Origin of the sequence: Pandoraea pnomenusa (assembly GCF_000767615.3) — a bacterium.
Lineage (GTDB): Bacteria > Pseudomonadota > Gammaproteobacteria > Burkholderiales > Burkholderiaceae > Pandoraea > Pandoraea pnomenusa.
Map to the genome: position 1 here is coordinate 4,404,027 of NZ_CP009553.3, position 23,495 is coordinate 4,427,521.

Consider the following 23,495-nt stretch of genomic DNA (forward strand, 5'->3'; position numbering starts at 1 on the left):
GCGACAATCGACTTTTTCGAACCGACGCTTTGACTTTTTGTTAAGAGGTTCGGCTACTCGGCTACTCGGCGACTAAGGTCACCAGCCAATCCCGAAAGGTTTCAAGCGCCGGCGAGGCGCGGCGCGTCTCGGGCCAGGCAAAGTAGTAGGTGTGTTCGCCGCGGTCCAGCCGAAACGAGAACGGCGCGATGAGCGTGCCATTGGCCAGTTCGGGAAGCACCAGCGCTTCCTGCGCAATCGCGACGCCGTGGCCTTCGATCGCAGCCTGATAGGCAAGCAACGACGTCTCATAGCGCATCTCACGTCGCCGCGGATTCAACGGCATGCCTGCGGCTTTGAGCCAGAGATTCCAATCCTCGGGGCGCGCAAGCGAATGCAGCAGCGTTTCGCAACGAAGCTGGCCGTCGCGGTTGATCGGGCATGACGGCGCCACCACCGGGACAAGGACGTTGCGCATCAGGCGTTGTACGTTGACCCCAGGCCAGGTGCCGTCTCCCAACTGAATGCCGGCGTCAATGGCTTCACGAGCGAAATTCAGCGGCGCAGGAGACGTCGTAAGTTGCACCTCGATGTCTGCGTGCAACCGGTGAAAATTGGCCAACCGGGGGATCAGCCACCTCACTGCGAAGGTGGCAGGCGAGCGAATCTTCAATACGGCAGCCCGACGTCCCGACGAGCGAATGCCTGTGGTCGCGTCGCGAAGCGCAGAAAATAACGGCATCAATTCGGCCAGATAGCTGGCACCCGCGGCAGTCAGTTCGAGCCGACCTTTGACGCGCTCGAACAGATCGACGCCAAGGTAATCCTCAAGCGCCCTCACCTGCCGGCTGACCGCCGCCGGTGTCACCGCCAACTCGTTCGCCGCCTTTGTAATGCTCAACAAGCGCCCAGTCGCTTCAAAAGCACGTGCAGGGTTTAGCGGGGGAAGCGACTCTCGGCGTTCCATTGGCGCGATCCAGGCATGAGGTGAATTGCCGAAATTCTCTTTCACCTCGAAGGAATGGGCAACAGCTATACTCCGGCCATTTTCGCGCGCCGTTGCGAGATTCCAATAACGGGAGCGAGGTCGAAGACCTCGTCAAACCTTCGCTCACTTGCGCCCGGCGCGCAAAGTTGGGCCAACTGGCGCGACAGTCGATCGTACGCGACGTCGCGTTCGGCAACTCGCCACTCAGTGGACATCCGTCGGGTCAGCGACTTGACTTCGTCCAACGTATAGGCAAGCGCCGACGGTGCGCCGGAGTCCAGTCGCACGACGCGACCATCGCGCAATACAACATCGATTCGGCAATGGAACGGCGCAAGCGACGTGTCCGCGACCACCTCGATTCGGCGGCTCCTGTCGTGCAACGCGGCAGGCGCATGCCCTGGCGTAAAGTCGGCCAATGTCAGCGTGTCGTTCTCGAGCACGGTTTGCAGCATGAATGCCGCGCTCATGATGGCACTGGAAGCGCTATCAAACGGCCCATGACGGTCCACCCCGGGATAACGGGCGTATGCGGGATGCAAGGCGAGCGTCATGCGTTCGACATCGCTCGCCGTAAAGCCGTCGCGGTGCTTCCCGTCGATCAGCGTCTTGACCGGTAGCTGGTTGATTGTGCAGCCTGGGAACGGCTTGAAGGTCACCGCCAGGATTTCGTCCGGCGCCTCGCCACTCCATTGCCACTGCGGGACCTCTCCCGCAAAAGCACGATAGAAGCCGTTAGGTCCCTCCAGTGCATGGGCAGCGCCGCCCATGCCATACTGCGCCAGCCGTGCCGCCACGACGCCAGCACGGCTCGCCATGCCAACCTGCAACAGCCATTCAGGCGTCCCCTCCGCCCAACATTGCATTGTGCCCCCGCTGAACTGACTCGCGATCGACAGCGCCGCCGCGCACTGCGCAGCGTCGAGTCTCAGAACGCGCGCCGCACCCGCCGCCGCGGAAAACACGGCATACAACGACGTGCCACGAAAGCCACGCTCGCCGCTCTTCATGGCGGCAGAACGCGCGACGAGCGGCGCAACGTCGTAGGCACAAGCCAGCGCGGCGCAAACGTCGCCGGCGCACGCGCCGGTTTCCTCCGCCAGCGCAATGACTGCCGGAATCGCAACGCATCCAATATGTCCATTCATGGCGGCATGGGTGTCGTTCTGGCCGCGCGCGGTAATCAACGCCGCGTTGCGAAATGCCGCGTCCGCGGGCGACAGCGCCGCACCGGTTCGCCAGCATCGGGCATCGCCGGGCGCGGCATGTATGTGCTCGAGCGCCCGGCGCACGTTATCGGCAGGGGGTGCGGCCAGCGCAACGCTGAGATTGAACAGCAGGCAAGCATGCAGCTTGTCGATCACGGCGCGGCCAAGTGCGTCGGCCGTGCGTGAAGCAATAAAGGTGGCGAGCTTTTCAACGTAAGTCGGTTGCATCGAGTGTCTCCTGTTCAATGCAGTCTACGTGCTAGCGCCTATTCAAATAAGCCGGGATTTTCAATATCATCCGATCGATCTTTCCAATCGTTTTGCGGCGCCCCACTATCCATGAGTCGACTGAACCTGACCAATCTCGAGACCGTGTGCTGCATCGCCCGCGCCGGGACGTTTTCCGCTGCGGCGGAACGACTCAATGCGTCCCAACCGACGGTGACCGGGCGAGTACGCGAGCTCGAGCAATCCCTCGGCATCCAGTTCTTCAGAAAGCGCGGACGCAACATGGAACTGACGGAAGAAGGGAGACAATTCATCGAACGTGTCGAACCGCTCGTCATCAAGCTTGAAGAGGCTGTCTCGACGCACGCCGACACGGCGTCGGCACGTGGCACGTTGCGACTCGGCATCGGCATCGTGACGATGACGTGGTTCGGCGAAGTCCTCGCGCAACTGCGCCGCGACATGCCCCTGGTGCAATACGACATCGACACCGATCTGAGCATGAACATGCTGCACAAGCTGGAGTCCGGAAAGCTGGATCTCGCAGTGATCGCGGGGCGTGTAGACCACCCGGTGCTCGCAACTTCGCGGCTCGCCCCGGAAGAGCTTCGTTGGCTGATGGGTGTGCGCACGGCTGACGAAGACAGCGCGCAGTCCGCCGACATTGCGTCTTGTATGAACGAACGACCACTGTGGTTTGTGTCACGCCCCTCCGAGTTCTTTCCGCGCTCCCTCGAGACGCTCAGGCGCCACGGCGCGTCGCTTTCGAATGTGAACACTTGCAGCAACATGATGAGCATGCTGCAAATGATCGAATGGACCGGCGGCATCGGACTGGTGGCATCGGCGCTCGCCAAACCGCTGCTCGAGGCTGCGCGGGTGAAAGACCTATCGGCCGACTTGCCGCCGGAGCATTACGATTTGACCCTTGCTTACCGTACGGACGAGCGTCAGTCCATCGTTCGACAGGTGGTGGATCGTATCGTTGAGTACGATGCGCTACATCGCAATGCGCGCCGCCCCTTGCGATAACTCGTCGACCACCCGATTTCTCAACACGCCTACACCGGATATCTCCACTTCCACCACGTCGCCGGGCGCCAGCCACCGCGGTGGCGTGCGGCGTGCGCCAATGCCCGCCGGCGTCCCCGTTGCGATCACATCGCCACCGGCCAACTGGGTGAAGGTCGATGCGTAAGCGACAAGTGACGCGATGGGGTGAATCAGATTTGACAGCGGCGCACTTTGCATCACCTCGCCATTGACTCGCGTACGAAGCACGCATCGGGTCGGGTCCGGCAGCTCATCCGCGGTGACGATCCACGGTCCAAGCGAACCGGACGCACAGAAATTCTTGCCCGCCGCAATCGACGCCTTCTGAAAATCGCGCACGCTCCCATCATTGAAGCAGCAATAACCGGCGATGTGCCGCTGCGCATCAGCGGCATCGATGTAGCGCCCGGGCTTGCCTATGATCACCGCAAGTTCACCCTCGAAATCAAGCTGCTCGGAGACACGCGGACGAATCAGCGGCTCGCCGGAGCCCACCAGAGAGTCATGGAAGCGACTGAAGAATATCGGCGCCGCCTGTGCGTGCAGCCCGATTTCCTTCACGTGTTCCGCATAGTTTCCGCCGACCGCAAGCAGTTTGCCCCGCTGCAATGGAGGCCGCCACCGGATCGTGTCGGAACGGAAAGTGGGCGCGGATTGCGAGACAGCCTGGGCGACATCGACCAGGGCGTCGGCGCGGAGCACCTCGTCGAGCGTCGCGAAACGGCCATGCGTTGCCCGTTGACCGTCAACCACGTCGAAGCCGTGCGCGTTGCGATCGACGAGCGCGCCCCACCGCGAGGCGTCGCCATGCGTGAATGAAAGGAGTTTCATGTTCGTGCACCTAGAAGCGATGACGCAAACCGACGCTCACTCCGGCTTCCGTTCGATTCGATGAGGGGGCGTTAAGCGTGATTTGCGCGATTGCATCGGGTGACGAACCGATCTCGTATGCCGCGGCAACGTAGACGTCGGTAAGCTTGGACAAGAAGTGGTCGTTGGCGATGCCAATCTGCCACCAATGCGGAGCGTTATGCGTGCTGCCGCTACGGAACTGGCCCGACGAGTACGTCAGCATCATGCCGGTGACGTTGGCGGGCGTCGCCTGATATGCAAGGTTGATTTCCGCGACGTTCAGCGCCAGGCTACCGGGACCATTGAGCCCCGATGTGCGAGCAAGCGTCATACGGTTATCGTTCAGGAGTGTTCGGGAGAGCACGGCGCCGACGCTCCAGCGATCGATCGTGTACACGGCGGCAACCATCCCCGTTTTCTGTGTGCCCACGGCCAGCGCGGCCGTCGATGGGCCGCCGGACATCTTGGCGTCCACCTGCCGAATCCATAATGGCAGCGCCGTCTGATAGTCGCCGACCGCGGCCCCTGCGGAATTGGATAAGGCGTCGGGCCGGTCGATCTGCGTGTAGCCCGCAGACAGTTCGAGTCCATGGCCTACGTAACGAACCGCCCCGCCCCATTCGCGGTTATTGGCGAAGCCGCCGCTGTCCGTAGCGGCCTGATTGCTGAAGGCGTACTGCAACCGGTACGTCACGCCGACATAGTTCGGACTTTCGTAGTCGATCGCATTGTTGAAGCGAGTGGTTCCACCGAGCAAGTCGAGATCGAGCGGATGGACCATCAGCGACGTTCCCCACCGCAGCGCGGCGGTGAGAAAGCCGCCATAAAGGGCCAGCGGCGTGTACTGCCGACCCAAGCGCAGCGTGCCGTACTGGTTGTCCGAGAGCCCCACGTACGCCTGACGTCCGAACATTCTGCCGTTCTGCAGCGTCGATCCGCTCGCGGAGTTGAAGCCGCTCTCGAGCACCCCGAGCGCACGCAGTCCGCCGCCGAGGTCTTCGATTGCTCTCACGCCCCATCTCGCGCCCGACAGCTTGCCGGAGGTCATCTCCAGGTTGCGGCTTCCGTTCTGGTTGCTGGACCAGGTCATGCCGGTGTCGATCAGTCCGTAAAGCGCTACGCTCGAGCCTGCGTAGGATGAATGCGCGCAGGTTGCCCCGAGCGCTAGCGCACAGAGGCGCAGCACCTTGTTCATCGTGTCTCCAATGGTTGTGATGCCCAAATTGGTCGACGAAGTGGTCGACGAAGTGGTCGATTTGGGCAGGCGCACTTGGGCGCCGATATTCGAGCGTCAGTCGCGCTCGTGCAGCGTGCGTGACGGGATAAGCCAGAGAACCACCGCCACGGCAGCCATTACCACGGCGGCGACGAGGTACAAGCCTCCGGCAACGCTGCCGGTCTGCTGCTTGATGTGTCCGATCGCCATGGGCGCCAGCGAACCGGCGAGTTGACCGAGCGCACTGATCAACGCGAGCCCGCCCGCTGCCGCCGTGCCGGACAGATATGCCAGCGGAATCGTGAAGAACAGCGCCGCGATGCCGAGAAAGCCGATCGTGAGGAACGTGATGGCGACGACGGTCAGCATGAGGTCGTGCATGACGAACGACAATCCGACAAGCGACGCCGCTGCGAGTGTCCCGCACGCAGCCCAATGCCAGCGGCGTTCGAGCCGCAGATCAGAACTGCGGCAGATCAGCAGCATGGCGACCGCGCCGATCGCATAGGGAATCATCGATATCAGGCCGACATCGAAGGCGTTGGCTGCGCCGGCCTGCTTGATGATGGCCGGACTCCAGTAGGTGATGACGTTGGCGACCCACGGCACCGCGGTATAGACCAGCGCCGCAATGTAAAGGCGCGGGGATTTCAATGCCGCGCCGAAGTGATGCGACGCTGCGTCCTGACCTTTGGCGTTTCGCTCGGCTTCGAGGGCACTGACAATCAGCGTCTTTTCCGCGTCGGTCAGCCATCGGGCATCCTTAGGCCGCTCGGTCAGGAAGAAGTAAAGCAGCACCCCCGCCACGATGGAGGGAATCCCTTCGATCACGAATAGCCAACGCCACGCCGCCATTCCCCCGACATCGTTCATCGCATGCAGAATCCAGCCCGAGAGCGGGCCACCGAGAAATCCGGAAACGGGTACGGCAAGTGCAAAGATTCCGATCACTCGTGCGCGCCGCTTGGCAGGGTACCAATGCGTGAAAAACAGCAGTGCGCCGGGGAAAAAGCCTGCCTCGGCCGCGCCCAGGGCGAGACGCGCGAAGTACAGGTGCGTGGGCGTCTGCACGGCGAACGTCAGTGTGGAAACAATGCCCCACGCAATCATGATGCGCGAGAGCGTCTTGCGTGCCCCGATCCGCACCATCAACAAGTTGCTGGGCACTTCGAAAAGGACATAGCTGAAGAACAGAAGGCCGACCGCGAAGCCGTACTGTTCGTCGCTCAAACCGATGTCCTGGCGCATCTGAAGGTGTGCGAAGCTGATGTTCACGCGATCGATGAACGACAGAACGAAGCAGCCGAACAGGACCGCTGCGATGCGCAGGTCGATCTTGCGATATGCGGCGCGCTCGGCGTCGGCAAGATCGAGAGATACAGACGGGGAAGCCGTGCTCATTGATGTGTCTCCTGGCGATGCGCTTTGGCGCATTCTATATATGAGGCTCAGGCGGCTTCGACGACAGCCGTCCAGCGCAGCTCACGACGATGCTCTGTCGATTCGAAGGGCGTCGCGCGATGCATGGTGACGCTGTTGTCCCACAGAAGCAGGTCGTTCGCGTGCCAGGCGTAGCTCAGCAGGAAAGCCGGTTGGGTGGCATGCTCGAGCAATTCCTCGATCAGGGTGCGTCCCTGATCAAGCGGCCAGCCCGCGATATGCGATGCGCTTGACGACAGGTAGAGCGACCGTCGGCCGCTCACGGGGTGCTGGCGGACCAATGCGTGGCGTACGGCGGGCGCCTGACGACGCTCCTCGTCGGTGAAATCCGTGAACCCGCATTTGGCGCGTTGTACGAGCACGCTGTGTTCGACTTCAAGCGATGCGAGCAGCGCCTTGCGATCGGACGGCAAGGCGTCCCATGCCGCTCGCATGTCGACATACTCCGTGGGTGGCGGCTCGGGCGGGAGCGCACGCGCGGACAGTAAGGTAATTCGAGCCGGACGCGCGAGAAACGTCAGGTCCGAGTGCCAGAGCAAATTCGAATCTCCGTAAGCGGGAGCGGTCGCGTCCTTGAGGTTGCCCTTGACGTCGATATTTCCAACGTCGTTAAGTCGCCGATCGGCGAGTCGCCGGCGAGACGCGTCGAGAATCGACTGATGGATGGGTCCAAATCGATCGGCAAGCGCGAGTTGGGCTTCGTCATCGAGCGGCATACCTCGCACGCCTACCACGGCATACCGTGCGAGTGCGTCGTTGAGCATGGCGATGGTCGCTTCGGTCCGTAGTTCTTCCGGGCGCAAGTCGTGAATGACGGCGCCGAACTCGCGCCCGGGATGACCGAGAGGTTCGATCAGCATGGGTAGTCTCCGCATCTTGTTAGTGTGGTTTGCTCACACCGTTCGTAGTCGAATCCGGTGCGACAGAGCGGAGTTTAAGAACGCTGGGCCAGAGCGAACAAGTGGGAATTTTCGATCCGCTTTTATCGGTATTTCCTATGCTTTTCCGGCGCCTGCACGCAACGGGGGGCGTCGCGCAATGGATTTGACTCGGATTTTGCGCCCGAATTTGTCACGGTCGGAAGTGGTGGCGGCGCGCCTGGTTGTATTCGATCGGCATTGGAATAAATTTATGAGGCGGTGGAAACCTGCTCACGTCCTGATCGAGGAAAAGACTGACGTTCGGCGCGGCGATCAAGGCTTTGATCGAGAAGTCACCGCCGTTCGGCTATCGGGCGGTCGCGTATCCGCTGGGATTCAACGAGATCACCGTGCGGCGAGTGTTCCGGTTGATGGGCTGGTAGATTCGTAAGCGGCCGATCGGCTGACCTGTCCTGAAAATTTCGTACCAATCAAATCTAGGGATAATGGCTCCTCAGCTCAGATGAGGAGTTGGCATGAAAAAGAACCGGTACAGCGACGAACAGATTGTGCGGATACTGCGTGAAGCGGATCGGGACACGGTGCCTGAGGTGGCCAAGCGCCACGGCGTGAGCGAAGCGTCGATCTACGCTTGGCGCAAGCGCTTCGGTGAAATGGTCAGCGACGACGTCAAGCGCCTCAAAGCACTAGAGGCGGAGAACGCCCGACTGAAGAAACTGGTCGCCGACCAGGCACTCGATATCCAAGTCCTGAAGGAGATCGGCGCAAAAAAGTGGTGAGCGTGCAGGCTCGCTGTGAGCAAGCCCGGTTTGCGATGGCAAGGGGCTTGAGCCAACGGCGAGCGTGCACGCTGATGCAGGTCAGCCGTTCGAGCTTGGGTTACGAGCTCAAGATGCCGAGCAAGAACGCGCCAGTGATCGATGCGATGCGAGCGTTGTCGGGGCAATTCCCGCGTTTCGGCTCGCGTCGCATTCGAGTATTGCTAGGGCGCGAAGGCATCGTGGTCGGTCGTGACCGATGTGCTTCGCTCTGGGCGCAGGCGGGTTTGCAAGTGCCAAAGAAGCGTCGCAGACGCCGCGTAGCAGGCAGTCGTTCAAGGCCCCACGCACCGGCAGCTCGCAACTCGGTGTGGTGCTATGACTTCGTATTCGACGCCTGTGCGAACGGTCAGCAAGTCAAATGCCTGACGGTGGTCGACGAATATACGCGGGAATGCTTGGCGATCGATGTGGCGGGATCGATTCGCTCTCGTCGAGTCATTGAAGTGTTAAGTCGGTTGATCAGCGTGCATGGCGCGCCCCGTTATCTGCGCTCAGACAATGGGCCGGAATTTGTCAGCACGGCGCTGTTGAAATGGGCGGTACAGGAGCAGATCGAGACAGCGTTGATTGATCCGGGCAAGCCTTGGCAGAACGGAACCAACGAGAGCTTCAACGGGAAATTCCGCGATGAATGTTTAGCGATGGAGTGGTTTCGCAATCGGATTGAAGCGAAGATCGTGATCGAGGACTGGCGCACGCACTACAACGAGGTGCGCCCGCATTCGAGTTTGCAGTACCTAACCCCCGCCGAATTCCGTCGGGTCAGCGAATGTGGTTCAAACACCGGGGCCGTGATTCTCTAGACGCCAATGGTACGAAAATATCCGTCAGGTCATCTGGCTATCGCGTTTGAACACTACAATGAGCGCCATCCGCACAAAGCCCTGAAATACCGCTCGCCTCGCGAGTTCAGGCGTAATGCGGTGTCATCAACCTAACGGTGTCCGCGTGTCCTGAGTTACAGGGGCAACTCCAGACCTACAGGCATGTGCCGCAATAGGCGATAATCTCGGGTAATCGCGCCACGCATGCGCCGGCCGGTTGCTTCTTCGCAAGTCACATTTATAACCGCAACGATCGCACCTATTTTGGCTCCGTTAGCAATGAATATAACAACAGATTGGAATTGGTTTTTCAGTTCAATCGCACAGTCATCCGCGGCTATAGTAGGCATTTTCGGCGCGTTCATCATCACAAAAATATTGAACAATCAGTCCGCCTTTTCGGCAACGAAAAGTCAGATCCAGGAGCTGATACTGGAAGGCCAGAAAATTGCCGACGACGCGGGCGGTCGATATTTCAAGTGGTACAACGAGCGCACACTGGAATCGGCGAAATTCCGAGCAGAAAATTTCCTTGATGAGCATCCAGAAGCCGACGACGAAACTTTGCTCCGGGAGGCCCGATTCTCACCTTTCTTGCCGCAAAGCTCCGCGAATGAAGTGATTCTCACGATACGTTCAAATCGAGCTGAAGAAGCAAGGCGCGAGAAGGAAGAACTCGATTGGTTGAGCAATGCAAGAAATCTCTCTGGTTTCGGCGCGGCCGCACTCGCCAATGGAGTTGTCCGCGGTCGAAAGTTACCGAGTATTTCCAGTTTCAACCATGAGCAAGTGACAGAAGAGCGGGAATCGATCGATGCGGTTCTTCGTCAAGCACGCCATCATTTGCGAACAGTGTCACGATTCCTGTCACGGGTTGAGAGCAATCCTGAATCTTCGGGCGTGATCTCATGCTCTCTAGTGATGATCGCGGTGCTGTTTTTGGTTGGGGTGATCTATCCGCTTAGCTTCTTACCGATGTCAGTTCCCGGCCAGCCTGTTCTTACGCTCGATGGTTTCTGGCATGCTGTCTTTTCGCTACGCGGTATCTTGTTGATCGTCGTTTCGCTTCTGTTTCTCGCGGTACTCGGAATGTTTTTCGTCATGAACTACGGCATGAAGTATTCTGAGGAAGAGATTCAGGGGTTGCGGGATCTATGTTCATTGGGGCGATATTCTTCGTATTTTTCTATATACGAAGTAAACGAACGGCAACTGTCGAAGAAAGTGACTGGCGCTTGAGGCGGACCGGTTGGACGCGACCAGCGTCGGTTGCCGGGCGCGAAGCAGTCTTCGCAGTGGAGCGTGTCTGAAGACCGTTGAGGGTCGAAAACTTCCCCTCGCGCGTGACCGTTTTCGGCCAATTCCGGTCGTTCGACATTGGAGCGTAGATCGTCGACAATCTCGCATGCTGTCTAACCTTGAGTATGACTGCAATGGACGACAAGACGACTGAATCGAAGAAATCAGCAAGCGAACAGATGATGGACGCGACAGCACACTTCATCGGGAAACTTGAAGAAGTTCCTGGTTGGCGGGAGTTTCGAGATTGGCAGCCGCAATGGACCTCGACGGAATTTATCAGAGGCAGCTCGACGAAGTGCAGCCGGTCGCACTGCCCCACGAGATCGATTTGCAGCATGCCGTCGTAAGTCGTTATCTTGAGCTGTGTGACCTCGTGCTTTCCGTAAAATCCTGCGAGTATTACTTCCGCCGCTTTCCGTTCAATGGTTTGCCAGTGACGCGACATGAACACTTAAGCAACGTCTGCGAGTTGTACTTCAGCCGCTTCTACCAGTTTAAGGAGCGCCTCAAATACTTGGTCGATGCCGTCGATGTTTTGGTGCCCAAGCACGGCATGCAATTCGGTCCGTTCATCAAACAATTTGCGAGAGAATTCGATCAGGAAATTCACGAGCGGAACCAAATTCACCATTTCAAAAGGTTCGCGGATCTCGATATTGAGCGGGTCTATCTGACTGGGATACATGACATCGTGTTCCCGAATAAAGGTTGGAAAGCAGAGCAACGCCTGTACTACAGAAAGGTCGCGAGAGAATGGGCTCAGCGTGTTCGCAAACGTGGAGCACGACTGGATGCTTTCGTAGATGCAGTCGCCGAGGCGCTTCTACGAGGCTGCCCGTTCCTCGCCCTCCCCGGGTAGGGGATGTCCGCTTGGCTCGTGAGGCAGATGGCAGCGTTGGGTCGAGAATGGACCACCAGCTCTCCTTCTGGACAACGCCAGTGTCACCTGTCACCCACCCTTGTTGTCGTCAGCGAGGGCGTACGGACCGAAACGCATCACCTCCTCGCCAATCCAGTCGTTGACCGCCTTCATGCGCTCCTGCAGCGGCTGCACTTCGTTGATCCCGAACACTCGCGCGGCCTTCGTCACGTCACCGAAGCCGCCCGTGTTGTTCGGGAGCACGCTCATCAGTTGCGGTGGCACGCGGTGCGCCGCCAACAGGTCATCACGCGTTACGTTCTTGATGTTGAAGAACTCATCTTTTGCGGCCACTTCCGACACTGGCAGAATCTGGATGCCATCCTTCTTGCCGTTCGGCGCGTACATGAACAGGTCCCGGAAGTTGCCCGGCCCTTTGGCGCTGCGCAGCGCCTCGCGCATCGCATCGACGTCGCCTTGGTCCTGTGCCGCGTCCGTCATGTACAGGATGAAGCCAGCGTGGCTACCGTTCTTGTAATACCGCCGGCGGAACAGTGTCGCCGATTCGTTGAGCCACGCCGAGTTGAGCGCAGCCAGGTATTCGGGTAGGCCGTACACCTCCTGATGGAGGTCCGGCTCCATCAGGTGAAACACGTCGCCGGCGTCGAACTGCGTCTCCTTCCCGACTTCGGGCACCCACCAATATCGATCCAGATCAAGGCCACGCCGCACGTACTTGGTCAGTGCGGCTTTGAGTGCCACGGCGCCGCCGAAGCGATTCTTGCGCCGCTCGAAATATGCGTTACCGAAGATCAGAATCTGGAACGATGATCTGCGGGCCGCCATCGCGGCAGCGCTGGCGTCACGCCCCGTTGCCACGTCGCGCTGGCTCTTCTGCACGCGCGCGGGCGATTGCTACGTCAAGGAGCACGGCCGTGCTGGAGGACGGGAGTCACTTTGGGCGGACTTCATGGCCCGAGTCATGGCAGAAACCAAGGTGACCTTCCGTTCAACGAACACGATATGTGCGCAAAAGCGGCCAGCGATGCGGAATCGCTTGAACAGGCGCGCGCGCTGCTTTCTCATGCTGATAGCAGGACGACGGAACGCATCTACAGACGGAAGGCCGAGCGGGTGAATCCGCTCAAGAAACCGGGTTGAATGACACAACCCCGGTTCTATGACACAAGTGGGTATCCGACACTGCCCGGAAACCCGCATGGAATAAGGTGGCGGAGAGAGGGGGATTCGAACCCCCGATAGGCTATTAACCTAGGACCGCATTCGCAGTAGGGATATGATTTTACGAGCAAAACTACGGACAACGAATCCTATTCGGTCTACATAGGGCGCCCGATATGGGCCAATATCGACCGACACTTGGTTCTGCGATTAGGGAATATGACTTGGCGTGTCATTGCCAAGCGGACCTAGGATTGAGAACTTCCGCACGTATTCTTGCCCAGAGATGGTTGCCGTAAGTTGGTAGTCACCGAAAACAACTTGCAGCGGGCGGAAAGGAAACACCATTGAAAGAGAAGTAACGCCATTGACGGCGCTGATCTGACGCACTCGCTCCCCCTCCGCAATCAATTGCTTGCCATTAGGGTCCCGAAAGTCAACCGTTACCGAGAATTGCCCCGAAACGTTAGAGACGAGCAACGCAGCGGCCAATGAGGGTAACGTCAGTTGCTGCCCTTCCGTTGGAAACTGAGTGGTACGAATCGCGTTTCCAGGCATTAGCCCTACCACCATGAGCTTACCGGGCTCAGCCTCCGGGCGAATGTCATCGGCAACAAAAAACGCAACATCGGCTTCCGATGGCGGGCGGGTATTGGTATCGACCATTAAACCCTCGTCTTATTTTCCGTAGAACAGCATTGCCATGGGCACGGACTTTGTGCGTGTTTCTGTCGACAGTTGCGCCGCAAACAATTCGAAATCTGATGGCGCTCCAAGCCAAGAGGCTTCTGCAGACGCGTCAAAGTCGCTCGGCCCTTGGCTCGCAACTTCAAATTCCACCAATTTCGCAGTGGTACGCGCGAACACCATCGCGCTCGTCACCAACAATTGCGACGTCGGAGAAATGAACCTTGGCGCCGTACGTTTCGGCGCCCGCCTCGAGCGCCAAAACGCTCGAAGTTCCCCTCGGTTGAGGTATGCCATAACGCTCACGCATGCAACGCATGAGAGCACAAAGAAAACGAAGATCATTCCAAAATAGAATGTCATTGTGGGTTGTACGTGAAGATCATGACGTTCGTGGCACAGACGGTGATCGCAGATACCCATCCAAGCCCGTAGACTAATCCACGCAGTACTATCTCGAAAGGCTTCTCAACCTCCCGACGCGCATGCGGTTCAAAGAAAAAAATCTGCGCCAACCATCCTAAGAATGCGAGCACAAAAGTCACCCCGAAGCACAGGCTAGCATTGTCGCGAAATGGGGCGTTATGGATGAATTTTGAGAACGAGGCGGCGTCGATCATCGCAGTGAAATTCAAAACGATCAAGACCAGCAGCCAGTCTGCGCCGCTTGTAGCCAACGCATCACCTTTTCTGACGGCCAAATTCAGAAGCCACCCAAAAAAGGGTGGCAGGAACGCTGTCGCGATCAACTGAAAAAAAAGCACGTCGCCTCTCCCCGATTCGGCAATCTAACTCTTTGGCGAGATAGTAACATGCCACCTAGATGTGAGAGTGCGTACGGTAAGGCGCAACAGTTTCGATTCCTGTCGGGGGGACCAGCCAGATAAGGCTTTCGGCGTTCGCCGTGACACGTTTGTGTCAAATACCCTCCATGCCAGCGGTGCCATCGGAACCGATGAGCCCTGTTCCGACTTGACGCGCGCGGGTGGGCGGAATACTGTACAAAACAACAGCATTCCGCCGTAACCTCATTATGTCTCTCCAACCTCGTCCATCCGACCTATCCATCGATCGACTGCGCAGCTTGTGGCTGGCCAATAGAGATCCGGATATTCGCCGCGCCCTCGAAGAGGTGGCGTTTAGACGTGCGGCCGCAGAACGGCAAGACCTAGCCCTCCGCGAGATCACGACATTATTCGAGATCATCCGGCAGGCTTGGAAGGAAAACGTCGGCGGGCAGCTCGTCGCAATGGAAATGCTTAGAGCCGCTCTCAACGATCAGCGCGACCTGCGGGGGAATTTCCGGGGGATCGCCTCAGAGATCAAAAAAGATAACGATAGTTATTATTTACTCATATTTGCTAACTATAGTTATCTCAAAACAGTCCCGGTGCGTCCACCGATCGGTCCCAGCTGTAGATGATTAGTTCGGTACGCGACGCTGCCCGGCCGCCACCCCCGACGGTGTAATCAATGCCGCAGGTTTCGAACTCGAAGCCGTCAAACACCCGGCGTATGTCCGGGTGATCATTGATGCTGACGATCGCGCGCCCCTTAATATGCCGCAGCAGGTGCGCCATGCGTTCGTATTCGGCAAACGGAAATGGGACACCATACCCTTCCGTCTCCCAATATGGTGGATCGAGGTAAAAGAACGAGTGCTCGCGGTCGTACCGCTCGATGCAGTTGTGCCACTCCAAGTTTTCGATATACGCGCTGGCCAACCGAAGATGCGCGGCCGACAGAGACTCTTCGAGGCGCAGCAAGTTGAGGCCCGGCGGAGTGGTAGTCGCTGTACCAAAGGTCTGCGACTCCACCTTTCCGCCGAAGCAGCTTTGCTGAAGATAGTAAAAACGCGCCGCCCGTTGAATGTCAGTTAGCGTTCGTGCCGGCGTATCCTTCAGCCACTGGAACACCTCGCGGCTGGACAACGCCCACTTGAACTGCCGCACGAACTCCTCGAGGTGATTCTGTACAACGCGGTACAGATTCACCAGCTCGCCGTTGATATCGTTGATGACCTCCACGTCCGCAGGCGGTCGCAGAAAATACAACGCGGCTCCGCCGGCAAAGACTTCGATATACGTTTTGTGGGCCGGGAAACGCGGCAAGAGAATGTCTGCCAGGCGACGCTTGCCGCCAATCCACGGGATGATTGGTTGTGCCATTGATGTGAGCCTTTTGGGATTTGTTACAATCGCCCCGCCTCCTAGGAAGGTGGCAGGGCCTTGGCTTGGCTCACTGGTCGCATCAGTGTGTCCGGTGACCGGTTAGGTGCTCCAACACCGAGCCGGTCGCCCTGTCTTTTCAAAGGCAGCGGCGCCGCCTTCAGATAAGAAAAATTCGAAAATGCCAGACATTGAAGATTCGCCAGATAAAGCAAGACGAAACCTAGTCACGCTGTCGGCAGTTGTCTGGGCCTGCGCCTATCTTCAGCCCAGAATTCCAGCAGAAGCAAAGCTGTTCGGGATTGTCGACGTTCAGCACATCACCCCGTCCAGGCTATGGGTGGCGCTGCTTCTTCTCCTCTCATATTTGTTGGTCCGGTTTATTCGTTCCCCTGCGTGGTCGGAAGCATTCCTACGATGGCGAGACGCTCGAGAAAGGCAGCTTAATTTGATGCTCGCGAGAGACTTCGAGGAGGACGTGCGCGAATATCTTCTGCGTCGAACTGAGACTGACCGACTGTCGATCATGGCGGCGGCGTCTGGGCAGTTCCCACTCCTGAAGCCCGGCGAAGTTGAAACGCTGCAGTACTCCAAGCAGCACCTTCACTGGCTGACCAATCGAAGGTCGCACGCGGAGCTCGAACTGGAGTTCGACTTCTTGACTGACGGCCACATTCGCCGGGGCTCCCTTCGATTCAATGTTCGACTGGAGCCGAACTCCCACCGCTCGGCGCGCTTTCGCGCGTGGGCGTACTCGCAACTCACATCAAACCTCGCCCTGGAAGTGCATTTCGCCCTCTTCATGGCAATCGGTGCGGTCGGACTGACGCTAGACGCCTTTTGGAACTCGTGCACAGCGAGCGTCTGGGCTTGCATCTTCTAGCCAACGTCTCGCTAGTACAGCTGCGAAGATGAACAAGCCCGTCCGATAGCCTCCCACTTTTCCTCGTACATATCGCGCTCGATCCGCTCAGCGCGCAGACGCTGCACTGCTTGGTACGTGCTTCCCGCGAGAATCTCTTCGTCCGTGAACCAACGGCCCCGCGTCGGCAGCTCCCTGATGCACGGAACGGCGACCGGGATCTCCGCTTCGACCAACGCCGGCGGCCGATCACCCGGGACGCCGCCGCACCCGGCCAGCACACTACATGCCAGCACGCCATTCATTAAAAGCGTCTTCACAGGATTTCCCCTTTGCCGATTCGTCGGCAATTCGTTGATTAAGCAATGCGACCTTTTGCATCGCCGACGACGCACGCGCTTCGGCAGCTCGCAACGCGTCGTCGGCCGCTGACCGGCTTTGGGCGGCCGCCTCCGCCCACGCGGCGACTGCGCTGTTTTGTCGGGAGAGCGTCGCGGACATAGCATCGAAGCCACGATGCCATTGCTCCGCCTGGTCTTTCGCGCGAGCGACCTCGGACTGCGCAGCGTCCAGCCGAGGCGAGAAATAGATGCGATCCGCGGCGCCGATTGAGACTAGGGCGATGGCAAGAACGATCGCCGCCATCGCGAGCACCTTGGCCGACGCCGACCAACCGTTAAGCACTTCCACGATCCACCTCCCGCAATCCACGATTGAGCACGGCGTCGAGTACACGCGAACCACCATATCCGGCAAGCGTGATCGCTAGCGCCTCGAGCGCCCACTTCCATTCCATCCACTCAGAGACGAAAAAAGCGGCCAGCCCAGCCACCACCCCGACGACGAGATCCTTTGCAATCTCGAGCGGTACCGATCGAACCGGCGGCGCATCGACGCGCGCGAGCTTCTGCAACGTGTTGGCCACGCCACCGAGCAACGAGAAAACGACCGTGAGCACGATGGCCGCCGGCGCCACGTGCGCGAGATCCTGGTCGAACGTGACGGCGCTGCCCGCGATCGCGGCCGTCGCCCAGCACAGCAGCCACATCCCCCATGTCAGCTTGATAATTTGTTGCACGCGTCCCCCCGTTGGGTGCGATGTTTATTGATGGCGTCGCGCATCGCGAGCGCAACGCCGAAGACGGCCATACCGATGTGCAGCACATAGCTCGCCCAATCCCCGAATCCGACGCCGGCGCCGCGAAACACCTGGACCGCTACGAATGGCGGCACGAGGTATCCGAAGGCAACGCCAACATAGATCCAGTGACGCAGATTGACCGCCCATGGCAACGCGAATTGCGCAGGCATGACGTCGTTGACCAGCACGTCTGCAAGCAACGATGTGGCGAGCACCGCCGTGCCGCAGGAAATTAGCGCGCCGGCCGTGCCGCTGAAGTCAACCATCAGCGCGGCCAGCGAACAAGGTGAGTCAATTGCCGCCAAGGCCATGTAGATGGCACAGACCGCGTACATGACGCGGGCGAGGATGTCTCGTTGCATATCAAACCCCCAGCGCATTCTTTGCTCGCGCCCAACGCGATGTCCGGTCTTCCCAGCCGTTCGTTGCGCCATTGATCACCCGAGTTATTTGCAGGAAGTCACCGCGATCTGCGAGCGCATTGCAACCGGCGTTCCGCCAATACCACCCAGCAGAACGAGCGGCATTAACCGGCTCGAGCAGCAGCTCCGGATGCTCGAGCAGGTCCAGTTCGAGCGCCATGCCACACAACACATAGTTGCGATGGCCCGTCACCTGGATAAGGCCGCGCCCTTTATACCGCTGCCCATCACCATCAGCCTCGGGGGTGTTCCCCAACGAAATGACTTTCGGGCCAGTGTCGTACGCCGCACCACTCGCATACTCTTCGGCCGTGTTAAATCCATCGCTCTCGTGCCCAATCTGGGCGAGAAACGCAGCCTGCCGCTCAGGCGTATCGATGCCGAACTCGGCCATAGCGGCAGAGACTGGCAAGGCCCAGCGCGCCGCGAGGCTGGCACTAACGCCAGTAGCCCGCTGAAATGTTTGCTGTTCCATATTGGCTATCCAAAAACGAAAAAGCCCGCGCAAGGCGGGCTATCGAAATGTCTTGCTATTCGGTCGGTATGGGCACGATGCCCTTTTGCGACTCCGGCACTGCCGCGTAGAACGCGAGCAGCCGCTCGTCGTTGACCGGCACGGCCTCCTGATAGGGATACTGGTCTTCCGGCTGCGGCGTGGAGAAGCAGCCGACTACTGCCTGCTTCTCCGGGGAATCGAACGCGACTTGAATGATATCCATGAGATCTGACCTCAAAAGCGGAAGCCGGTAAGGCTCACCGAGTAACTGGGCGTGCCGCCCGACGTGCTGCTCTTTCGGTACAAGGTCGACGGCGTGAGCACGGGGATCTCAAACGGCCCTCGGCGCGACCCTTGCTGCGCGGTCGGCTGGTTCGCCGCGTAGACCGTTTCAGCAAGTCCGTTTGCATCGGCCGCGACCCAGTGCTCCAGATAGGTGCCATTCAGATTGCTCGTCGCATCTACGGTCACAAAGGCCGATTTCGCGCACGGCGGCAAGACGGACGCGGCCACCGACAACGCGGCGTATGTCGGACGACTCACCGACTCCAACAGAACGCCAGCGGAGGGAAAGCGCACCGTGCGACCGTCCATGAACTGAATGGGAAACTGCCCCGAGCCATTCACGACAAGCACCGCCACCCGCGCGGAGGCGTAGAACCCGGCCGGGGCATTCGCTCCGGTGTACACGTCACCGATCACAGCGACGCTCGCATCCACGAGCCGCACTGCGACCTGGCCGTCGTCTGGCTTCACGAAGAAATACACGCCGACGGCCCCACCCTTCGGCGCGGTGCCGACGTCCATATCCGCCGTCAGATCCAGCACCCTGTTCACGTTCGCGATGCGATACCTGCGGCCGTTTCGCGGATCGATCGTGACGACATCGCGCGCGGTAAACGTGGCGGTATTTCCCACGACTTTCACATTCACCTGCGCGTCGATCGACGCACCGACCTGCCCGAGACCGCCGCCCGCGATGAGATTTCGAATCGCCGCGAGCAACTGCCCCGCATCGTTCTCATCGGCGACGAGTCCGCCCGCGTCCTGCACCACCTTGATCGAATCGGTAACCGCGTTTCCCCAAGCCCCCGGAATCAGCGACCCCACGCGAGGCACTGTCTTGTCCTCGTCGACGAACTTGCCGTCGACAAGCCCCACACCGGGCACACTCTTCGGATAATCCATGCTCTCCCCTTATTGCTCGTAATCAAACATCACAACCGTGTGGGCGTGCGCCTCGCGCCGCACAACACACTCGACACCTTCGTTCGGATTACCGCCGAACCGCTCGCCCCAAACCGTCGCGCCGAACCTTCGGCCACCCGCCAAGGCACCCCCGAGACGCAGGCCCCAGAAGAACTGCTGTGCCCACGTACCAAAGCGACTTTGCCCGAACCGCGCCCGCCCGAATCGCGGGGCGCGGTATTCCACCCCTTGGGCGTTCGCGTATCCAAACGAAACGGCAATTTGCACGTAGTACGCCATCCGGGCGTCGCCAACCTCGAACATCCGGCGAAACACCGCCGCGCGGCGGTCATCAAACGATTGCGTTGGGCCGAGGCACGGATCTGGCAACTCCATGACTCGCTCCCAATCCGGCAGCAGCTCGCGCACCGTGCGGGGGTCCATCTCAGCGAGCAGCGCGTCGCCTCGCGCATCCACACGAGCAAGCTCAGGTGCCAGGCATTGAAGCACCTGATCTACCTCGGCCCCCATATCCCCAGACCACGCCGGGCCGGGCGGCAATAAAGCTCGCAGCTGGGCGAGATAGTCATCGACCGTCATACCCATGTGATTACCCCCGGCGTCGGCAACTCATTCACCGCGCATTCGACGTTCTCAGCTGGCACGAGCAGCTTGTGATCATCTTCACCAGGCGCACCGCTAATCGCTGCCGTCAGGTGAGAGCGAATCAGCGTCACCCCGAGATCGGCTTCGGCACGGAACACTTCGTCGAGAGCCGCCGCGACGGCCCCCCTCATTTCAGCCGTGTCCGGCGTAAGATGAATCGTCATGGGCACAGGCCGATTCTTCGGCGCCATCACATAGACTTCCGGGCACGTCGGGCGCTGTGCCTCGATGTACGCGGCCACCACATTGCATTGCTCCTCGGTAGGGAATGGATCCGCATCGCCGTCACGCATGATGTAGACGCCTACCGTGCCCGCGCCGAGAAAGTTGCGCACGCACCACGCCCGAGTAATGCCGGGCACCTCAAGCGCCCACGTCACGTAATCGTCCGGCTTTCCGCCACGTGGCACGACGCGGTATGTGCGCACCACGCGCGCGCGCAGGCTTTCGATACTCTCGATATCAGTGCCTCCGCTGATACCGCCCTCGCCCACGTACGCCTTGTCTGAGACGCCTTCAATGGGCGACACGCTGGTCAGCTCCGTGCCCTCGTCGAGATTGCCCAGAACTCCCTCGTCGACCGCCGCCAGCGTCACGGTTGCCGTACTGCCGCTTATCGCGCCAGCGAGCTTTACGGTGTAACGCCGACCGTCACGCGTTTGCCACAGTTCGCCCGATTCAATTCGAGCCGTATCGCGCCCCGAACAGACCAGCGGCCCCATCGCGGCTACCGCAGGACGTCGTCCGTTGTTTGGCAGCCGCATGGCCGCCAGCCGCAGCAACGTCTCCTCGGAACACGTGTCCGGCAAGATCTGGTCTGCGATGTATGCCTGATGCCCATATAGGCCCGCCACAGCGCCCGATTGCGTGCGAGAGATCACCTCGCCATCACTGCGGCGCAGCGCCCCGGAATTGCTCGCGGGCGTGAGATCTCCCCGCACACGCTTGATCAGCTTGGGCAGTGCCGGAATATCAAACGGCATTGATTACCCTCCATATGTCATCAATATCGAGACTGAGCGGATCGCCATCGACGAGGTCAATTCGCACTCGCATGCGCAACTGGTCGTTGCCCCGGCGTTCTGCTTGCACGTCGACCGCCGCCGCGTGCTCATCGTCAACAAGCCACGCCAATGCCTCTTGGGCATAGGCAATCGCGTCACGCACCGTGTCCGCCGTCAACGTTCGGCGGCGCAGCAGCCAGAGCCGAGAGCCGATTTGATCTCCGCCCACGGTCGGGAAGGAATCCCCCCACCAGCCCTGCAACTCGTCGTCGTCGACGGGATCGCTATCGAGCGCACGTCGCCACGAAAACAGGCTGATATAAACCGCCCGCGTGAGCACCGCGACGCGTTCGTCTTCGGTCAGCTCGTTCATTGCGGCTCTCCCGTCGACGGCCCGTCATGCTCTTTGTGCGTATGGCCGACCATGCTCTTACCGGCACCCTCGCCGAGCACGACGTCGGGCGCGTGAATCGCAGTGCTGGATCTTGCCGATGCCGCGTCCAATTCGAATGCATCGGTCTTGAGTGAAACCGCTTCGCTGGCCTGCACTTCGTAGCGCTTCGCGTTGACGCGGTACACATCGCATTCGACCTCCACCAGACGGCCGCGACGCAGCGTGATACGCGCCCCCTCGTCGGTGTAGATCGCCACTTCGCCAGGCTGTAGATCCGTAGGCCGATACCGCTTGTCATTCGGCGGCAATGCGACGCCATGCGACCGGTCGCCACCGAAGAACAGGGCAACGCCCCCGGCGCCGGACAGCGCCACGGACGTGAAGCCGTACTGCTCCAAGCTCTCTATGCCGTCCAACACCTCACCAGCCAGTGGGCGGATTTGCAGGCGCTGCAATTTCCCTGCCGCTTTAGCGAGCACCACCGTGTAGCGCGACAGAATTGTGGAAATTCCCATCAACCTTTCTCCCAATCGGCAGGTAACAGGTACTCGAAGTTGTCGCCCTTCTTGCCCTTCTTCACCTTCATGCGCTTGCGCTTGTCGTTCGGCTCCGGCTCGAAACCGTCGGGTGGCGCAACCATCAACGTCGCAATCGTCCCGCCCGACCGCCTGCGGCTGTATGTCACTTCCGCAATCAGCATGTCTCGATCAAAGCCAATGACCGGATCGACCACTCGAACGATGAGATTCGGAACCCACAGTGCGCCGTTGGTCTGCCGCCACCCCTGCACCTGGTACGTCGCCTCCAACGCCTTCGATATTCGGTGCTCACGTTCCCAATCCGCCCGCCATTGCGCGAGATCCTTCGTGACCTGCCCGGCTTCGTTGATCACCAGACGGCGACGCCGCCCGATCCGATCATCGGCGGAGCTTCCGACCACCTCCGCCGCGTCGACCGATTCTTCGTCGTCCTGCTCCGCCCGCTGCCCCTTGGCCACGTACTCAGAGAAAACGCGCGAAAAGTCGAGCGACGCTTCGCCCTCACGAATGTTTTCGCCGAGCACCAGACGATCCGCCGCGCGACCAGCGCTACCCGGCCGCGCCATCACCAAACGCCCCTGCCCGTCGTCCGTCGAGAAAAGCCGGGAGACGGTCAGCAGCCGGTCGATAGACTCGAAGATCGTCTCGCCGGGCTTCACCGTGTGGTTCGGGATGACTGTCGAGTCGCGCCCCTCGTTCACAACCTTGATGCCGTACGGACTGACAAGCGAGCGCACCACCTGCTCGATGCGCTGCCCATTCCATTGCCCCGGCTTGTCGTCGGGGCAGCAATCGACGAGATCGGCCGTCAATGAGCGCCCCGTGATACGCATCGTCGCTTCGGTCTTGTTGTATCGAATCGGGGATGAGTCGACCCAGCCCGTGACGACCAGGTCGCGGCCGATACGCACCTCGCAACGCGCACCATGCCGAACCGGGCGAATCTGCTCGGTTGAACCCGGCCAGCGCCAGGTAATCCCAAGATCGAAGTCCCGCGCCTGACGCTCTACGCCCGCGCCAATGCTGACCTCCTTCCAGCCGCCGTAATCCATCCCGTCGACAGTCAAAGTCACTTTGTCGTTTGCGTCTTCCATT

At 59.9% G+C, this 23,495-nt stretch carries 25 protein-coding genes and 1 pseudogene; 5 read left to right on the forward strand and 21 right to left on the reverse strand.

Annotated elements, in window-relative coordinates; all coding sequences use genetic code 11:
* Window positions 1-61 precede the first annotated feature (61 nt).
* Window positions 62-946 carry a LysR substrate-binding domain-containing protein gene (locus LV28_RS43585; RefSeq protein ID WP_028731230.1) on the reverse strand — a complete coding sequence of 295 codons (885 nt, stop codon included), beginning with the start codon at window positions 944-946 and terminating at the stop codon, window positions 62-64.
* Between the two features lie 65 nt (window positions 947-1,011).
* Window positions 1,012-2,403: an MmgE/PrpD family protein gene (locus LV28_RS43590; RefSeq protein WP_048806528.1), complete on the reverse strand. Its 1,392-nt coding sequence runs from the start codon at window positions 2,401-2,403 to the stop codon at window positions 1,012-1,014.
* 111 nt (window positions 2,404-2,514) lie between these two features.
* On the opposite strand from LV28_RS43590, the gene LV28_RS43595 reads away from it, so the two are divergent.
* Window positions 2,515-3,435: a LysR family transcriptional regulator gene (locus tag LV28_RS43595; RefSeq protein ID WP_038620032.1), complete on the forward strand. Its 921-nt coding sequence runs from the start codon at window positions 2,515-2,517 to the stop codon at window positions 3,433-3,435.
* On the opposite strand, the gene LV28_RS43600 is transcribed toward LV28_RS43595, so the two are convergent.
* From LV28_RS43600 to LV28_RS43615, 4 genes are all read right to left on the reverse strand, one after another.
* Window positions 3,403-4,209, reverse strand: a complete 807-nt coding sequence (locus tag LV28_RS43600; protein WP_160117968.1) for a fumarylacetoacetate hydrolase family protein — start codon at window positions 4,207-4,209, stop codon at window positions 3,403-3,405. The two genes, LV28_RS43595 and LV28_RS43600, sit on opposite strands and share 33 nt — an antisense overlap.
* 88 nt (window positions 4,210-4,297) lie before the next feature.
* Window positions 4,298-5,503, reverse strand: coding sequence for a porin (locus tag LV28_RS43605; protein ID WP_025249775.1), 1,206 nt, complete (start codon window positions 5,501-5,503; stop codon window positions 4,298-4,300).
* A gap of 96 nt (window positions 5,504-5,599) precedes the next feature.
* Window positions 5,600-6,925 carry an MFS transporter gene (locus LV28_RS43610; protein WP_028731227.1) on the reverse strand — a complete coding sequence of 442 codons (1,326 nt, stop codon included), beginning with the start codon at window positions 6,923-6,925 and terminating at the stop codon, window positions 5,600-5,602.
* 47 nt (window positions 6,926-6,972) lie between these two features.
* Window positions 6,973-7,824, reverse strand: a complete 852-nt coding sequence (locus LV28_RS43615) for a TauD/TfdA dioxygenase family protein (RefSeq protein WP_048806526.1) — start codon at window positions 7,822-7,824, stop codon at window positions 6,973-6,975.
* A gap of 536 nt (window positions 7,825-8,360) precedes the next feature.
* Here LV28_RS43615 and LV28_RS43625 point away from each other — a divergent pair.
* The 3 genes from LV28_RS43625 (at window position 8,361) to LV28_RS43640 (ending at window position 11,651) form a co-directional block, all read left to right on the forward strand.
* Window positions 8,361-9,469 (forward strand): IS3 family transposase gene (locus LV28_RS43625; RefSeq protein WP_115344469.1). Its coding sequence is split into 2 segments (ribosomal slippage): window positions 8,361-8,610 and window positions 8,610-9,469, totalling 1,110 coding nucleotides; the frame shifts between segments, so codons are not numbered across the junction.
* Between the two features lie 225 nt (window positions 9,470-9,694).
* A complete protein-coding gene (locus LV28_RS48885; protein ID WP_147291599.1) occupies window positions 9,695-10,729 on the forward strand; it encodes a hypothetical protein in 1,035 nt (344 codons plus the stop codon).
* 319 nt (window positions 10,730-11,048) lie between these two features.
* Window positions 11,049-11,651: a hypothetical protein gene (locus tag LV28_RS43640; RefSeq protein ID WP_038620016.1), complete on the forward strand. Its 603-nt coding sequence runs from the start codon at window positions 11,049-11,051 to the stop codon at window positions 11,649-11,651.
* Between the two features lie 90 nt (window positions 11,652-11,741).
* Here LV28_RS43640 and LV28_RS43645 read toward each other — a convergent pair.
* From LV28_RS43645 to LV28_RS43660, 4 genes and pseudogenes are all read right to left on the reverse strand, one after another.
* Window positions 11,742-12,479 (reverse strand): annotated as a pseudogene (locus LV28_RS43645) (phage portal protein); the annotation flags it as partial.
* Between the two features lie 564 nt (window positions 12,480-13,043).
* Entirely contained in the window at window positions 13,044-13,499 is a 456-nt protein-coding gene (locus LV28_RS43650) for a DUF6941 family protein (protein ID WP_038620013.1), read from the reverse strand.
* Between the two features lie 380 nt (window positions 13,500-13,879).
* A complete protein-coding gene (locus LV28_RS43655) occupies window positions 13,880-14,284 on the reverse strand; it encodes a hypothetical protein (protein ID WP_038620010.1) in 405 nt (134 codons plus the stop codon).
* Between the two features lie 612 nt (window positions 14,285-14,896).
* Complete coding sequence (locus tag LV28_RS43660; protein WP_038620008.1) at window positions 14,897-15,688, reverse strand: DNA adenine methylase; 792 nt, start codon at window positions 15,686-15,688, stop codon at window positions 14,897-14,899.
* A gap of 181 nt (window positions 15,689-15,869) precedes the next feature.
* Between LV28_RS43660 and LV28_RS48890 the strand changes: the two genes are divergently transcribed.
* Window positions 15,870-16,571: a hypothetical protein gene (locus LV28_RS48890; RefSeq protein ID WP_147291598.1), complete on the forward strand. Its 702-nt coding sequence runs from the start codon at window positions 15,870-15,872 to the stop codon at window positions 16,569-16,571.
* Between the two features lie 261 nt (window positions 16,572-16,832).
* Here LV28_RS48890 and LV28_RS43675 read toward each other — a convergent pair whose 3' ends face one another.
* The 11 genes from LV28_RS43675 to LV28_RS43725 are packed head-to-tail and all read right to left on the reverse strand — an operon-like array spanning window position 16,833 to window position 23,494.
* Window positions 16,833-17,240 carry a hypothetical protein gene (locus LV28_RS43675; protein WP_147291597.1) on the reverse strand — a complete coding sequence of 136 codons (408 nt, stop codon included), beginning with the start codon at window positions 17,238-17,240 and terminating at the stop codon, window positions 16,833-16,835.
* Complete coding sequence (locus LV28_RS43680; protein WP_038620001.1) at window positions 17,227-17,628, reverse strand: phage holin family protein; 402 nt, start codon at window positions 17,626-17,628, stop codon at window positions 17,227-17,229. Before LV28_RS43680 ends, LV28_RS43675 begins: the two co-directional genes overlap by 14 nt.
* The gene (locus LV28_RS43685) at window positions 17,607-18,053 is read right to left on the reverse strand and encodes a hypothetical protein (RefSeq protein WP_038619998.1); all 447 of its coding nucleotides are present in this window, start codon (window positions 18,051-18,053) and stop codon (window positions 17,607-17,609) included. The genes LV28_RS43680 and LV28_RS43685 overlap by 22 nt, the downstream gene beginning before the upstream one ends.
* 1 nt (window position 18,054) lies before the next feature.
* The gene (locus LV28_RS43690; RefSeq protein ID WP_038619995.1) at window positions 18,055-18,588 is read right to left on the reverse strand and encodes a glycoside hydrolase family 19 protein; all 534 of its coding nucleotides are present in this window, start codon (window positions 18,586-18,588) and stop codon (window positions 18,055-18,057) included.
* A 55-nt stretch (window positions 18,589-18,643) separates the two neighbouring features.
* Window positions 18,644-18,832 (reverse strand): hypothetical protein, encoded by a 189-nt coding sequence (locus LV28_RS43695; protein ID WP_038619992.1) that lies wholly within the window; start codon window positions 18,830-18,832, stop codon window positions 18,644-18,646.
* Window positions 18,833-18,843: 11 nt separating this feature from the next.
* Window positions 18,844-19,797 (reverse strand): hypothetical protein, encoded by a 954-nt coding sequence (locus tag LV28_RS43700; protein WP_038619989.1) that lies wholly within the window; start codon window positions 19,795-19,797, stop codon window positions 18,844-18,846.
* 9 nt (window positions 19,798-19,806) lie between these two features.
* Window positions 19,807-20,403, reverse strand: coding sequence for a YmfQ family protein (locus LV28_RS43705; protein WP_038619986.1), 597 nt, complete (start codon window positions 20,401-20,403; stop codon window positions 19,807-19,809).
* The gene (locus LV28_RS43710; protein WP_038619984.1) at window positions 20,394-21,446 is read right to left on the reverse strand and encodes a baseplate J/gp47 family protein; all 1,053 of its coding nucleotides are present in this window, start codon (window positions 21,444-21,446) and stop codon (window positions 20,394-20,396) included. The genes LV28_RS43705 and LV28_RS43710 overlap by 10 nt, the downstream gene beginning before the upstream one ends.
* Entirely contained in the window at window positions 21,436-21,840 is a 405-nt protein-coding gene (locus LV28_RS43715; protein ID WP_038619981.1) for a phage GP46 family protein, read from the reverse strand. The genes LV28_RS43710 and LV28_RS43715 overlap by 11 nt, the downstream gene beginning before the upstream one ends.
* Complete coding sequence (locus tag LV28_RS43720) at window positions 21,837-22,376, reverse strand: phage baseplate assembly protein V (RefSeq protein ID WP_038619978.1); 540 nt, start codon at window positions 22,374-22,376, stop codon at window positions 21,837-21,839. Before LV28_RS43720 ends, LV28_RS43715 begins: the two co-directional genes overlap by 4 nt.
* Window positions 22,376-23,494 carry a phage baseplate assembly protein gene (locus LV28_RS43725; protein WP_038619975.1) on the reverse strand — a complete coding sequence of 373 codons (1,119 nt, stop codon included), beginning with the start codon at window positions 23,492-23,494 and terminating at the stop codon, window positions 22,376-22,378. Before LV28_RS43725 ends, LV28_RS43720 begins: the two co-directional genes overlap by 1 nt.
* Window position 23,495: the final 1 nt, after the last annotated feature.